12 protein-coding genes are annotated in these 12,202 nt (G+C 73.6%); 4 read left to right on the top strand and 8 right to left on the bottom strand.

Features of this window, described 5'->3' with window-relative positions; translation table 11 throughout:
• Positions 1 to 22: 22 nt before the first annotated feature.
• On the bottom strand, positions 23 to 1,027 hold the full coding sequence (locus ACOBQB_RS02615) for an LLM class flavin-dependent oxidoreductase (protein ID WP_423588435.1): 1,005 nt from the start codon (positions 1,025 to 1,027) through the stop codon (positions 23 to 25).
• 69 nt (positions 1,028 to 1,096) lie between these two features.
• Here ACOBQB_RS02615 and ACOBQB_RS02610 point away from each other — a divergent pair, with 69 nt between their 5' ends.
• Positions 1,097 to 1,585: an LNS2 domain-containing protein gene (locus tag ACOBQB_RS02610; protein ID WP_423588434.1), complete on the top strand. Its 489-nt coding sequence runs from the start codon at positions 1,097 to 1,099 to the stop codon at positions 1,583 to 1,585.
• 113 nt (positions 1,586 to 1,698) lie between these two features.
• Here ACOBQB_RS02610 and ACOBQB_RS02605 read toward each other — a convergent pair whose 3' ends face one another.
• Complete coding sequence (locus tag ACOBQB_RS02605; protein ID WP_423588433.1) at positions 1,699 to 1,923, bottom strand: dodecin; 225 nt, start codon at positions 1,921 to 1,923, stop codon at positions 1,699 to 1,701.
• A gap of 206 nt (positions 1,924 to 2,129) precedes the next feature.
• Between ACOBQB_RS02605 and ACOBQB_RS02600 the strand changes: the two genes are divergently transcribed.
• Positions 2,130 to 3,419 carry an extracellular solute-binding protein gene (locus ACOBQB_RS02600; RefSeq protein ID WP_423588431.1) on the top strand — a complete coding sequence of 430 codons (1,290 nt, stop codon included), beginning with the start codon at positions 2,130 to 2,132 and terminating at the stop codon, positions 3,417 to 3,419.
• Positions 3,420 to 3,478: 59 nt separating this feature from the next.
• Here ACOBQB_RS02600 and egtD read toward each other — a convergent pair whose 3' ends face one another.
• From egtD to egtA, 4 genes are read right to left on the bottom strand one after another with little or no spacing between them, the layout of a single operon-like run.
• Positions 3,479 to 4,441 carry an L-histidine N(alpha)-methyltransferase gene (gene egtD, locus ACOBQB_RS02595; protein WP_423588429.1) on the bottom strand — a complete coding sequence of 321 codons (963 nt, stop codon included), beginning with the start codon at positions 4,439 to 4,441 and terminating at the stop codon, positions 3,479 to 3,481.
• Complete coding sequence (egtC, locus tag ACOBQB_RS02590; protein WP_423588427.1) at positions 4,438 to 5,193, bottom strand: ergothioneine biosynthesis protein EgtC; 756 nt, start codon at positions 5,191 to 5,193, stop codon at positions 4,438 to 4,440. Before egtC ends, egtD begins: the two co-directional genes overlap by 4 nt.
• Positions 5,193 to 6,536, bottom strand: a complete 1,344-nt coding sequence (gene egtB / locus ACOBQB_RS02585) for an ergothioneine biosynthesis protein EgtB (protein WP_423588426.1) — start codon at positions 6,534 to 6,536, stop codon at positions 5,193 to 5,195. The genes egtC and egtB overlap by 1 nt, the downstream gene beginning before the upstream one ends.
• Complete coding sequence (egtA, locus tag ACOBQB_RS02580) at positions 6,533 to 7,873, bottom strand: ergothioneine biosynthesis glutamate--cysteine ligase EgtA (protein WP_423588424.1); 1,341 nt, start codon at positions 7,871 to 7,873, stop codon at positions 6,533 to 6,535. Before egtA ends, egtB begins: the two co-directional genes overlap by 4 nt.
• Before the next feature lie 180 nt (positions 7,874 to 8,053).
• Here egtA and ACOBQB_RS02575 point away from each other — a divergent pair, with 180 nt between their 5' ends.
• Complete coding sequence (locus ACOBQB_RS02575; protein ID WP_423588423.1) at positions 8,054 to 8,908, top strand: TIGR02452 family protein; 855 nt, start codon at positions 8,054 to 8,056, stop codon at positions 8,906 to 8,908.
• On the opposite strand, the gene ACOBQB_RS02570 is transcribed toward ACOBQB_RS02575, so the two are convergent.
• Entirely contained in the window at positions 8,883 to 9,341 is a 459-nt protein-coding gene (locus ACOBQB_RS02570; protein ID WP_423588421.1) for a type II toxin-antitoxin system PemK/MazF family toxin, read from the bottom strand. The two genes, ACOBQB_RS02575 and ACOBQB_RS02570, sit on opposite strands and share 26 nt — an antisense overlap.
• A gap of 71 nt (positions 9,342 to 9,412) precedes the next feature.
• Between ACOBQB_RS02570 and ACOBQB_RS02565 the strand changes: the two genes are divergently transcribed.
• Positions 9,413 to 10,489 carry a glycosyl hydrolase family 18 protein gene (locus ACOBQB_RS02565; RefSeq protein ID WP_423588419.1) on the top strand — a complete coding sequence of 359 codons (1,077 nt, stop codon included), beginning with the start codon at positions 9,413 to 9,415 and terminating at the stop codon, positions 10,487 to 10,489.
• A 262-nt stretch (positions 10,490 to 10,751) separates the two neighbouring features.
• Here ACOBQB_RS02565 and ACOBQB_RS02560 read toward each other — a convergent pair whose 3' ends face one another.
• Positions 10,752 to 12,191 carry an amidase gene (locus tag ACOBQB_RS02560; RefSeq protein WP_423588417.1) on the bottom strand — a complete coding sequence of 480 codons (1,440 nt, stop codon included), beginning with the start codon at positions 12,189 to 12,191 and terminating at the stop codon, positions 10,752 to 10,754.
• Positions 12,192 to 12,202: the final 11 nt, after the last annotated feature.

Raw genomic sequence — 12,202 nt, 5'->3', positions numbered from 1 at the left:
GGGGCGGGTCCTCAGTCCGTCGTCACCGCGTCAGCCCCGCCACCTGGGCCAGGCGCCGGAAGGAGTCCAGGAGGCCCGCGCGGTCGTACGTGCTGGTCGTCACCAGCACCTCCGGCGCGCCGCTCTCCTTGATCAGCCGCTCCAGCTCGTCGGCGACCTGCTCCTGCGTGCCGTACAGCTGGCCGCTCAGCCCCGACTCGTAGAAGCCGCGTTCCTTCTCCGTCATCGTCAGCGCCTCCACCCGCTCGGCAGGCGGCAGCGGCGGAAACGTGCCGTGCGTACGGGAGTACGCCATCGACCAGGCCTCCGGGATCAGCAGCCGGCGGGCCTCCTCCTCGCTCCCGGCGACGGCGATCGTGCCCGCGATCATGACGTACGGCTCGGCCAGCCAGGGCGAGGGCCGGAACGCGCCGCGGTACGTGTCGATGCCGCGGAGCATCTTCTCGCGCCCCTTGATGTCCCCGATGACCAGCGGAAGCCCCGCCCGGGCCGCGATCGTGGCGCCCTCCCCGACCGCGAGGACGTACGGCGGCACGGTGAGCCCCTCCGCCGGACGCGCGCGTACGCCCGTGTCCGACGTGCCGCGGAACCAGCCCAGCAGCTCCGTCAGTTGCGCGGCGAAGTCCTCCGCGTCGTCCTTGTCGCGCCCCAGCGCCTTGCGCACCCCGTCCGTGAATCCGACGGAACGGCCGAGCCCCATGTCGATCCGGCCGGGAAAAAGCGACTCAAGCACCCCGAACTGCTCCGCCACCACCAGCGACTGGTGGTTCGGCAGCATCACACCGCCGGTGCCGACCCGGATGGTGCGGGTGGCCGCCGCGACGGCCGCGGCGAGGACGGTGGGCGCCGAGCCCGCGACGCCTGGCACCCCGTGGTGTTCGGAGACCCAGAAGCGGTGGTAGCCGAGCGCCTCCACCTCCTGGGCCAGGCGCACGGTGTCGCGCAGGGCGCCCGGACCGTCGTGCCCCTCACGGGTGCGCGAGCGGTCGAGGACGGAGAACCGGGTTGCCGCGATCACTGAGCTCACGCCAGGTTCAACACCGGGGAGCCGCCAGGATTCCCGTCAGCTGTCAGTCGCCCTGATTACGCTGATGACGTGACCGACGACAGCAGACCTCTGGCCGTGTTCGACCTGGACGGCACCCTCGCGGACACCGCGCACCGGCAGCGGTACCTGGAGCGAAGGCCCCGCGACTGGGACGCGTTCTTCGCCGCGGCGCCCCATGACCCGCCGCTGGCGCAGGGCGTCGACCTGGCCCGCCGGAGCGCGCAGGAGTGCGAGGTCGTCTACCTGACCGGACGCCCCGAGCGCTGCCGGGCGGACACCGAGGCCTGGCTCGCCCGCCAGGGCCTGCCGCCCGGCCGGATCTGGATGCGCCGCAACGACGACCGGCGGCCCGCCCGCCGCACGAAACTGGACACCCTGCGCAGCCTGGCCCGCAAGCGCGAGGTCCGTATGCTCGTGGACGACGACGAACTGGTCTGCGACGAGGCGGTACGGGCGGGTTTCACGGTGCTCCGAGCCGACTGGGCCCACACATCCGAGTCCCTGAAATCAGCCCAGGAGCAAGAGGGCCGAACCTAAAAGGCCGCGGCCCGCCAACCGAAGAAAGCCCCCTGTCAGGGGCGCGGGGAACTGCGCAAAACGAGCCCAGCCCCACCACCCCGGAGCCAAAACCACCCGCACCCCCCGCCCGCTCACACGCCGCCGTCACCGTCCTCCAGTCGGAACCCCACCTTCAGCCCCACCTGATAGTGCTTGATCTGCCCGTCCTCGATATGCCCCCGCACCTGCGTCACCTCGAACCAGTCCAGTGAACGCAGCGTCTGCGAGGCCCGGGCGATGCCGTTGCGGATCGCCTGGTCGACGCCCTCGTGCGAGGTGCCGACGATCTCGGTCACGCGGTAGGTGTGGTTCGACATGCGGGGGTTCCTCCCAGCCGTGGTGCGACGTCGCGAAGTGCGTCACTCCACCGTGCACCAGGCCGCGCGGACGCGCGAGACGGCGTATCGGATCCCGTACCCCCTTGACCGGGCGATTGGTACATACCAAAATCCAGCGAGCACCCGTTCGAGCCAGCTGCTCACCCCCCGCGTCGGGCTGACCTTCCCCTGTCCGCAGGCAGAAAGTGACCCACGTGAGACCGCACCGCCGCGCCGCCACACCCCTGGCCCTCGCCCTCTCCTCCGCCGTCCTGCTCGCCGGCTGCGGCGTGCTGCCCGGCGGGGACGAGCGCAGAACCGTCACCGTCTGGCTGATGCGGGGCAGCGCCTCGCCCGAGTTCGTCGAGCGCTTCACCGAGGAGTTCGAGGAGGAGCACGACGACATCGACCTGGACGTCCGCGTCCAGGAGTGGACGGGCATCGGCACCAAGGTCAAGAAGGCGCTCAAGGAGAAGGACGGCGACGGGCCCGACGTCATCGAGGTCGGCAACACCCAGGTCGCCCAGTACGTCGACGAGGGCGGCCTGTACGACCTGACCCTGGAGTCGGCGCGCGACCTCGGCATGGACGACTGGCTGCCGGGCCTCGCCGAGCCGGGCCGCTACAACGGCGCCCAGTACGGCATCCCCTGGTACGCCGCCAACCGCGTCGTCATCTACCACAAGGGCCTCTTCGCGAAGGCGGGCATCACCCGGCCGCCGCGCACCCGCGAGGAGTGGATCGCGGACACGCAGAAGCTCAACACCGGGGGAAACCAGGGCATCTACCTCGCGGGCCAGGACTGGTACACGCTCGCCGGGTTCATCTGGGACGAGGGCGGCGACCTCGCCAAGGAGACCAAGGAGTCCTCCGGCGACTGGCGCGGCAGCCTGCACACACCCGCGGCCCTGCGCGGCATGGCGTTCTACCAGCGCCTCCAGGCGCTCGGCCGGGGCCCGCGCGACGCCGACGAGGAACACCCGGCACAGGCCGGGGTATTCGCGCGGGGCGACGTCGCCCAGATCATCGCCGTGCCCGGCGCGGCGCGGGCCATCGAGGAGAAGAATCCCGAATTGAAGGGGAAACTCGGCTACTTCCCGATCCCCGGCAAGAAGGCGGGCAAGCCCGGCGCGGTCTTCACCGGCGGCTCCGATCTCGTCGTGCCCGAGCGCAGCGACGACCACACGGCTGCCGTCGAGGTGATCGCGGCGCTGGCGGGCAGGAAGTGGCAGACCGACCTGGCCCGCACCATGAACTACGTGCCCAACAAGGCGAAACTGGCCCCCGCCGTCGCGGGGGAGGCGGGCGTCGCGGCGATGGCCGTCGGCGCGGCGAACGGCCGGGCAACCCCCAACTCCCCGCGCTGGGCGGCCGTCGAGGCCGACAACCCCATCAAGGGCTACATGACCGCCGTCCTGACGGGCGGCGACCCGGCGACGCACGCCCGCGAGGCCTCACGCGAGATCACCAGGGCACTGCGCCTCGGCGGCCTCTGACGGGGCCGGGCCCCGGTGCCGTACGCGTGGTGCGTACGGCACCGGGATCGGGCCGCCCCCTACACCGGCGAGCTCAGCGTCAGCGCGAAGCGGCCGCGCTCGTCCGTCCACCAGTGCGTCAGGTCGAGCCCGGCGGCGGCCAGTTCGGCCCGCACTCCCTCCTTCCTGAACTTCGCCGAGACCTCCGTACGCATCTCCTCACCGGCCGCGAAGTCGACGGCCAGGCCGAGCGCGGGGATCTTCACCGTCTGCGCGGCCGTGGAGCGCAGCCGCATCTCGATCCATTCGTACTCGCGGTCCCAGACGGCGACGTGGTCGAAGGCGTCCGGGTCGAAGTCCGCCTCCAGTTCGCGGTTCATCACCGACAGGACATTCTTGTTGAACGAGGCCGTGACGCCCGCCGGGTCGTCGTACGCCGCTACGAGCACCGACTCGTCCTTCACCAGGTCCGTGCCGAGAAGCAGCGCGTCCCCGGGGGAGAGCAGCCCCCGCACCGACGAGAGGAACGCCGCGCGCTCGGCGGGCAGCAGGTTGCCGAGTGTGCCGCCGAGGAACGCGACCAGGCGCGGCCCCGGTGTGCCCGGCAGTGCGAGGCCGCGGGTGAAGTCGGCGATCAGGGCGTGCACGTCGAGGTCCGGCCGCTGTGCGAGCAGCGCGTTCGCCGCGCCGGTCAGCGCGCTCTCACTGACGTCCACGGGGACGTAGGTGCGCAGGGAGGTCATCGCGTCGATCAGATGACGGGTCTTCTCCGAGGAGCCCGAACCCAGCTCGATCAGGGTGCGTACGCCGGTGGCCCCCGCGATCTCGGCGGCGCGGGCGAGGAGGATCTCGCGCTCCGCGCGGGTCGGGTAGTACTCGGGCAGGGCGGTGATCTCCTCGAAAAGGGCGCTGCCGCGGGCGTCGTAGAACCACTTGGGCGGCAGCGACTTCGGGGTGCGGGTCAGGCCGTGCAGGACGTCGGCCCGCAGCGCGGCTCCGGTGGCGTCCTCGGGCAGGGTGCGGGTCAGCAGGAACGGGCTCACGCGGGGGGCTCCTTGAGCGGGGTCAGCAGTACGTCGGTGCGGCTTGCGGCGAGCAGGGTGCGGTCGGGCACCTCACGCCAGTGCGGGTCGTCGTCGTAGGGCTCGGAGGCGACCACGGTGCGGCGGCCGGGCTCCGCGAGGTACCAGAGGGTGTCGCCCCAGGCGGTCGCGGTGATCGTGTCGCCGTCGGTCATCAGGAGGTTCAGGCGCGACGCGGGGGCCGCTCCCGCGACGTCCAGGACGGTGTCGGCCAGGGCCTGCCCGGCCTCGTCGCCCCGCCGCAGCCGGTGCAGGACGAGCGCCCACACCAGCGCTGAGTCGCAGCGCGCCTCCATCGACAGCAGCTCGGCGGGCGGCAGCCCCTCGGCCAGGGAGGCGAGCGAGCCGGGCCAGCCCGCCACCGCGCCGTTGTGGCTGAACAGCCAGGGCCCGGCCGCGAACGGGGCTGCCGCGGCCTCCCCGTCCGCGCCCGCCAACGTGGCGTCGCGCACCGCCGCGAGCAGCGCCCCGGAGCGCACCACCCGGACCAGGTCGGCGAAGGACTGGTCAGCCCAGATCGGCCCGGTGCGCCGGTAGCGGGCGGGCACCGGATCTCCGTCCGCGTACCAGCCCACGCCGAAGCCGTCGGCGTTGACCGTGCCGTACCGCTGTCTTCGCGGTGCCCATGACTGGCGGTACAGGCCGTGCGCGGGCTCGACGAGGAGGCTTCCCAGCGGCACCGGCGGGCCGAGGAAAGCGATGTGACGGCACATCAGGACACCTCGGGTTCGGGGGCGTCGGCCGGCCCGGCGTCCCGCGCCGTGCGGAACCCGGAGAAGATCTGCCGCCGCACCGGATGGTCCCAGTTGCGGAACGTGCCCCGGCAGGCCACCGCGTCCACGGAGAACGCCCCGCCGCGCAGCACCTTGTAGTCACCGCCGAAGAACACGTCCGAGTACTCGCGGTAGGGGAAGGCGGCGAAGCCCGGGTAGGGCAGGAAGTCACTGGACGTCCACTCCCACACGTCACCGATCAACTGCCTTATGCCGAGCGGGGATTCACCCGCCGGATAGCTGCCCGCCGGGGCCGGGCGCAGGTGCCGCTGGCCGAGGTTCGCGTGCTCGGGGGTCGGGTCCGCGTCGCCCCACGGGTAGCGCAGGGAGCGGTCGGTGACCGGGTCGTGCCGGGCGGCCTTCTCCCACTCCTCCTCGCTGGGCAGGCGTCGGCCCGCCCAGCGCGCGTACGCGTCGGCCTCGTACCAGCTCACGTGCAGCACCGGTTCATCGGCGGGCACCGGCTCCACCGTCCCGAAGTGGCGCCGCAGCCACTGCCCTCCCTCACGGCGCCAGAACAGCGGCGCGCGCAGCCCGTTCCGCCGGACCATCGCCCAGCCCGCCGGCGTCCACCAGCGGATCTCCTCATAGCCGCCGTCGTCGATGAAACGCTGGTACGCGGCGTTCGTCACCGGCGTGGTGTCGATGAAGAACGGCGGGACCAGACGACGGTGCGCAGGGCGTTCGTTGTCCAGGGCCCACGGCTCGGTGGAGGTGCCCATCGTGAACGGGCCGCCGGGGACGAGGACTTCGGCCGGGCCGGTGAAGGGCGGCCCCGGCTCCGGGTTCGGCGCGGTGAGCGCGGTGGGGCCCGACCGCAGCTGGTGTGTGATGAGCATCGTCTCGTCGTGCTGCTGCTCGTGCTGCGCGATCATTCCGAACGCGAAGCCCGCGTCGGTGAGCGGAGTGCCGTGCAGCGGTGTCTTCTCCAGCACGTCGAGCGCCCGGCCGCGCACCTGTGCCGCGTACCCCCTGGCCTCGGCGGGCGCGAGCAGCGGCAGGCTCGGCCGCGCGGCGCGGGGATGCTCGAAGGCGTCGTAGAGCGAGTCGATCTCGGGCCGCATGGCGTCGCGGCCCGCGACCGCGCGCAACAGCCACTGCTCCTCCTGGTTGCCTATGTGCGCGAGGTCCCAGACCAGCGGCGACATCAACGGCGAGTGCTGCGCGGTCAGTTCACTGTCCTCGACACACGAGGTGAGGAGGGTGGTGCGGTCCCGGGCGGTCAGGAGCGCGGCGAGCGCGCGCTCGCGCAGGGTCCCCGGGTCCGTGGTGGAGCCGTTCATCGTCGGGCGTCCTTCCCCGAGGCGTCATGGTGTCGATGGGCGTCGCCGAGGCCGTCCAGCAGGTCGTCGGCGGGGCAGCGGCCCCGCGCGACATACCGGTCGGCGTACGTGGCGACGGCGTCCCGCGTCGAGGCGTCCGCGCCCATCCGGGGCAGCGCGTCGACCGCGGCGGCGAAGCAGACGGCGGCCGCCTCGCGCAGCTCGGCGTCGGCGAGACCGTGACGCGCCGCGTCCAGCCACAGCGGGCTGTGCGGCGCGGCGGGCGAGCCCGGCGGTCCGTCCCGCTCGGCCAGCGGCTTGACGGCGCGGTAGGCGGTCTCGGCCGCCTCCGGGTCGTCGAAGAGCGCGCTGGTCACGGCGAGCGGCACGATCCAACCGTCGTCGCCCGGCTGGGCGTCCACCATGCGCAGCTCCAGGTGGCCGCGCGGGCGTACCGGCGGGAACAGCGTGGTCAGGTGGTAGCCGACGTCGTCACGGGTGGGCGGCCGCGGCAGACCCGAGCGGGTCCAGGCGCGGAACGTGAGGCCCTCCGGTACGTGCCAAGGGCCGCCGCCCGGCGCTTCCTTGACGCACATGACCGGCGCGTCCAGGGCATGCCGCGTCCAGGCCTCGCGCGGCTCCCCGTCCAGCGGCGGGGCACCGGATCTGCCGGGTTCGATGCCCGCCCACACGGCCTGCCGGGTGGAGAGCCAGCCGGTGGCACGGCCGTCCTGGAGCGGCGAGTTGGCGAACGCGGCGACCAGGACGGGACCGAGCAGATGCGCGAGGCGCCAGCGGCGCGCGTAACCGAGCGGGCCCGGCTCCTCGTACCCGGCGTCCAGGCAGATCTGCACGGACGCTGTCGAGCACATCATGCGGCGCCCGGCGGGCCCGCCGCGGTCGAGGCTGGACTCCAGAGCGTCGTAGCGGGGCTCGCGCAGGAACCGTGACGGGGGCCGCCACGGGTCGGCACCGATCCCGCTGAGGGTGAGGCGGTGGGAGCGTAACGCGTCACGGACGAGGCCGAGATCGGCCCGCATGGCCGCGACACACTCCGTCAGGGAAGCGGCGGGCAGCGAGCTGAGCTCCAGCTGGCCGCCGGGTTCGACGGTGAGGGACGCGTTCAGGGGCAGGGCCCGCAGTGCGGCGTAGGCCGCTTCGAGGCGGGCGGCGGGGACGGGCACGTGGGCCAGCCCCGGTTCGTGGACGAGCCATTCCAGTTCGACCCCGGTGGTGCGAGGCGGCCCCGTCTTGAAGCAGATGCCGCGGACCAGGGCCTCCACTTCCGCCTCGGTCACCGGGTCCGGCGCCTTCGTGCGAGGCGGAGGGCGGCGCTTCGTACAGTCTCCCTCGTGCATGGGGGACTCCTTTCCGGTCGAGAGTGCTCGTCACACCCAAAACCCTTGAGGCCGATCGCACAAGAGTGCCCCTGAGGCCGCCGCCGCACCAGGAATCCTGTTGCGCCGCCCGACGTGCCCGGATCACCATGCGTTCATGAACGACACGGGGGAGCGGGCGTAAGCGCCCGGCTGCGCGCGGTGGCGCAGGAGACGGAGCGGATCGTCGCGGCGGGCGTGTACGGCGCGCCGGGTGGCCGGCGGGCGGACATCGCCGACCTGGTGGCGACGGCCCGCACCGGCACCCGGATGTACGGGCCACAGCCGGTGGACGCCGACGCGCCCCGGCGCGAGCCCGTCCCGACCGTCTTCGAGGTCACCGGCGAGAGCAGCCTGGAAGCGGCGCGCAGACTCACCGAGAGCTCCGCCGCGGCCTCGCCAGGGGGCTCCGGCGGCGTGGCGGTCCTCAACTTCTCGTCCGCGCGCAACCCCGGCGGCGGCTATCTGAACGGCGCGCAGGCGCAGGAGGAAGCGCTGTGCCGCGCCTCCGCGCTCTACACCTGCCTGCTGGAGGCACGCGCGTTCTACGACCACCACCGCGCCCACCGCGACCCCTTCTACACCGACCGCGTGATACACAGCCCAGGCGTTCCCGTCTTCCGCGACGACCGCGGGCAGCTGCTGGAGTCGCCCTACGTCGTCGGCTTCCTCACCTCGGCGGCGCCGAACGCCGGGGTCATCCGCCGCAGCGCCCCCGAGCGCGCCGCCGGCATCCCGCACGCCGTGGCGGAGCGCGCCGCCCGCGTCCTGGAGACGGCCCTCGCGTGCGGCTACCGCCGCCTGGTCCTCGGCGCGTGGGGCTGCGGCGTCTTCATGAACGACCCGGCGCACGTCGCGGGCGCCTTCCGGGCGCTGCTCGGCGAAGGCGGCCGGTTCGCCGGGCAGTTCGACCACGTCGTGTTCGGGGTCCTCGACCGCACCAAGGGCGGCGTGACGCGCGCGGCTTTCGAGCGGGTGTTCGCCAAGGACGTCAGCGCCAGCCGTAGCGCTCCCTGAGACGCAGTACGACGAGGCCGAACCGCACGCGGTCGAGCGCGCACGCCTCGCGCCGCATGCCGCGCTCGTGCACCCGCAGCACCCGGTCGATGTCCACCCAGGACTCGCGCCCCTCGCGGTCCCACGGGCCGCTGCCGATCGGCACCCACTCCCTGTCACGGTCGTGCCGCTTGCTGGACAGCCGCACGGCCAGCAGCGTGCCCGCCGCCTCGCGGGCGACGACGAGGACGGGCCGGTCCTTGCCGCGTCCGTCGTTCTCCTCGTAGGGCACCCACGTCCAGACGATCTCCCCCGGGTCGGGGTCGCCATCGCGGTCCGGCGCGTACGCGGTGCGGACCCGGCCCACCTCACGGGGCATCACCTCCGTGGTGGCGGTGGCTCCGTGGCGTCCGGGGGAGGCGGAGTGGTGCGGGTCGTCGATGAAGGCAGTCACAAGGGTCACCGTAGAACCTGTCCGGCCCAATCCGCGGGGCGGGCTTCCCGCAGGGCCCGCAGGCTCGGTGCATGGTGCTTCGACTCCCGCGCAGGACCCGCGCTCTCACCGTCCTCGCCTCCCTCGCCGTCGCGGCCGCGGCGCTCGCCCCGCTCCCGGCCGCCTCCGACCCGGCCCCGCCGCCCGCCGCCGCCCCACCGCCTCGCACCGTCTCCGCCTGGCTCCCGTACTGGGACCAGGACAACGCGTACGAGACCGCCCTGCGCCACGCCGGCCAACTGCACACCGTCAGCCCCTTCTGGTACGAGGCGAAACCGGACGGACGGGTCGCCAAGCACTTCAGCGCCGAGGAGCAGCGCGTCATCGACGGGCTGCACGGCGCGGGCATCCAGGTCGTGCCCACCGTCATGGAGAAGATGCCGCGCGGCGCCCTGGCCGCCCTGGTGACCGACCCCGGCCGCCGCGCGGCCCACATCAAGAACCTGCTCACCACCGTGAACAGCCACGCCTACGACGGCCTCGACCTCGACTACGAGACCATCGCGCCGACCGGCGACGCCGACTACCCGAAGGTCCGCGACGGCTACGCCACGCTGGTCACCGACCTCTGCCGCGAACTGCGCGCCCTGCGCAAGCAGTGCGTCATCACCGTCTCCCCGAAGACGGCGGGCACCGGCCGCGTCTGGGACTACACGCGCCTGGGCGCCGCCGCCGACCGGCTGCGCATCATGGCCTACAACCTGCACTGGGCCGAGGGCAGGCCAGGACCGCTCTCCACCCCCGCCTGGTACGACGACATCCTGACCCGCGCCACCGCCGAAGTGCCGCGCGCCAAACTGGAGATGGGGCTGCCCGCCTACGGCTGGGACTGGGCCGTCGGCAGACCCGGCCGCGCCCGGCACGTGACGTCCAAGAGCGCCGAGGTGCTGCGCCGCGAAGTGGGCGCGCCCTACCGCATCGACCCCGCCTCCAGCACACCCCACTTCACGTACAAGGAGGGTGCCACGACCCGCGAGGTCTGGTACCAGGACGCCCGCGGCACCGCCGCCCACCTGCCCGTGCTGCGACGGCACGGCGTGGACCGGACCGTGCTGTGGGCGCTCGGCTTCGAGGACCCGGAACTGTGGCGCACGCTGGCGACGCCGTGACGCGGGAGCCACCTGACGCCGACGCCGACGCCGACGCCGACGCCGACGTCGCGTCCGGAACCGGCATCGGAACCGGCACCGGCACCGGCCACCGCTCGTGCCACCGTTGGTCCGCTTCCAGCTGTGCGGCCAGGGAGATCAGGAGTGGTTCGCTGCCTGGGGGATCGAGCAGTTGGGCGTCGGCGGGGAGGCCGTCGGCGACGTGGCCGGCGGGGACGTAGCTGTGGCGCCCGCTGGTGGCCCGGTGCGTGCTCGGCTGTGGTCAGGTGCGTGGGGGAGCGGGTTCTGTCTCGGGCGTGGGCCATCGCTCGTGCCACCGTTGGTCCGCCGCCAGCTGTGCGGCCAGGGAGATCAGGAGTGGTTCGCTGCCCGCGGGTCCGAGCAGTTGGGCGCCGACCGGGAGGCCGCCCGCGACGTGTCCGGCGGGGACGTTGACGCCCGGCCAGCCGAGGACGTTCCACGGCCAGGCGTAGGGGCAGGCGGCGATCATCGCCCGGTCGGTGCGCCAGCCGCTCAGGGCCGCCAGCGTGCCGATCCTCGGCGGGGGAGTGGCGGTCGTCGGCGTGAGCACGACGTCGTACGTCGAGAAGACCGCGCCCACCCGGCGGTGCAGCACGGCCTCCGCACGGCGCGCCAGCCGCAGCGGCGGGCCGCCCAACAGTCGCCCCATTCGGGCCGCTTCGCGCGTACGCCGGTCCAGGAGCGCCACGTCCGGCACGTGCCGCGTCCACTCGGCGATGCCCGCCGTGGCCCGCGGCACGAACGCCAGGCCTATCCGCCCGTAGGGCGGGTCCGCCTCCTCGACGTCGTGCCCGAGCGCGGCGAGCCGGTCCGCCAGTGCGACGACCCGCCGCCGCACCGCCGGGTCCAGCCGCTTGGGTGTCGCCGTGAACGGCATGCGCAGGGACAGCGCGATCCGCAGCCGCCCCGGGTCGCGCGTCGCGGCCTCGGCGGCGCGCACGGCGGGCGGCCGGTGCGGATCGCCCGGGTGGTTGCCGCTCGCCGCGTCGAGGAGCAGCGCGGCGTCGGCGACGGTCCTGGCGAGCGGGCCGTTGACGGTGATGCCCTGGAACGCCTCGGGCCACGGCCACGTCGAGACCCGCCCGCGCTGCGGCTTGATGCCGACCAGATGTGTCCAGGCGGCGGGTATGCGCACCGAGCCCGCGCCGTCCGAGCCCAGCGCGGCTGGCACCAGACCCGCGGCGACCGCGGCCGCCGAGCCGCCCGACGACCCGCCCGGCGTATGGCCGGTGTGCCACGGGTTGCGTGTGTCGCCAAAACCGGGGCCCTCCGTGAAGGGCCACTGGCCCAGCTCACACGTATTCGTCTTGCCGACGATCACGGCACCGGACGCGCGCAGCCGCCGCACCGCCTCGCAGTCCTGCGACTTCGGCGGGAAGTCGCCCCGGCATCCGAACGCGGTCGGCTCGCCCGCCACATCCATGTCGTCCTTGACCGCGAGGGGCACACCCAGCAGCGGCCGGTCCGCCAGTGGCCCGCCCGCCGCCAACTCCCGGTCGGCGGCGTCCGCCTCGGCGAGCGCGGCCTCTGCCCGCACCCGCTTGAACGCGTTCAGCGAGGGCTGCGCCGCCTCGATCCTGGCCAGCGTCCGCTCGGTCAGCGCACGCGAGGACACCTCTCCCTCGGCCAGCGCGCGAGCGGTGCGCGCCAGCCCATCGGCTCGGTCACGGTCGGCAGTCATGTGGGGGCACC

Source organism: Streptomyces sp. G5(2025) (assembly GCF_049542075.1).
In the GTDB taxonomy this organism is placed as follows: Bacteria; Actinomycetota; Actinomycetes; order Streptomycetales; family Streptomycetaceae; genus Streptomyces.
Note: the sequence above shows the minus strand (reverse complement) of the source record. Positions and strands in the feature narration are given on the sequence as shown.

Coding starts and splice junctions, on each gene's coding strand:
- ACOBQB_RS02605 (WP_423588433.1), bottom strand. CDS start 1,923: ATGTCGAACCACACCTACCGCGTGACCGAGATCGTCGGCACCTCGCAC.
- egtC (WP_423588427.1), bottom strand. CDS start 5,193: ATGTGCCGTCACATCGCTTTCCTCGGCCCGCCGGTGCCGCTGGGAAGC.
- egtB (WP_423588426.1), bottom strand. CDS start 6,536: ATGAACGGCTCCACCACGGACCCGGGGACCCTGCGCGAGCGCGCGCTC.
- egtA (WP_423588424.1), bottom strand. CDS start 7,873: ATGCACGAGGGAGACTGTACGAAGCGCCGCCCTCCGCCTCGCACGAAG.
- ACOBQB_RS02565 (WP_423588419.1), top strand. CDS start 9,413: ATGGTGCTTCGACTCCCGCGCAGGACCCGCGCTCTCACCGTCCTCGCC.
- ACOBQB_RS02560 (WP_423588417.1), bottom strand. CDS start 12,191: ATGACTGCCGACCGTGACCGAGCCGATGGGCTGGCGCGCACCGCTCGC.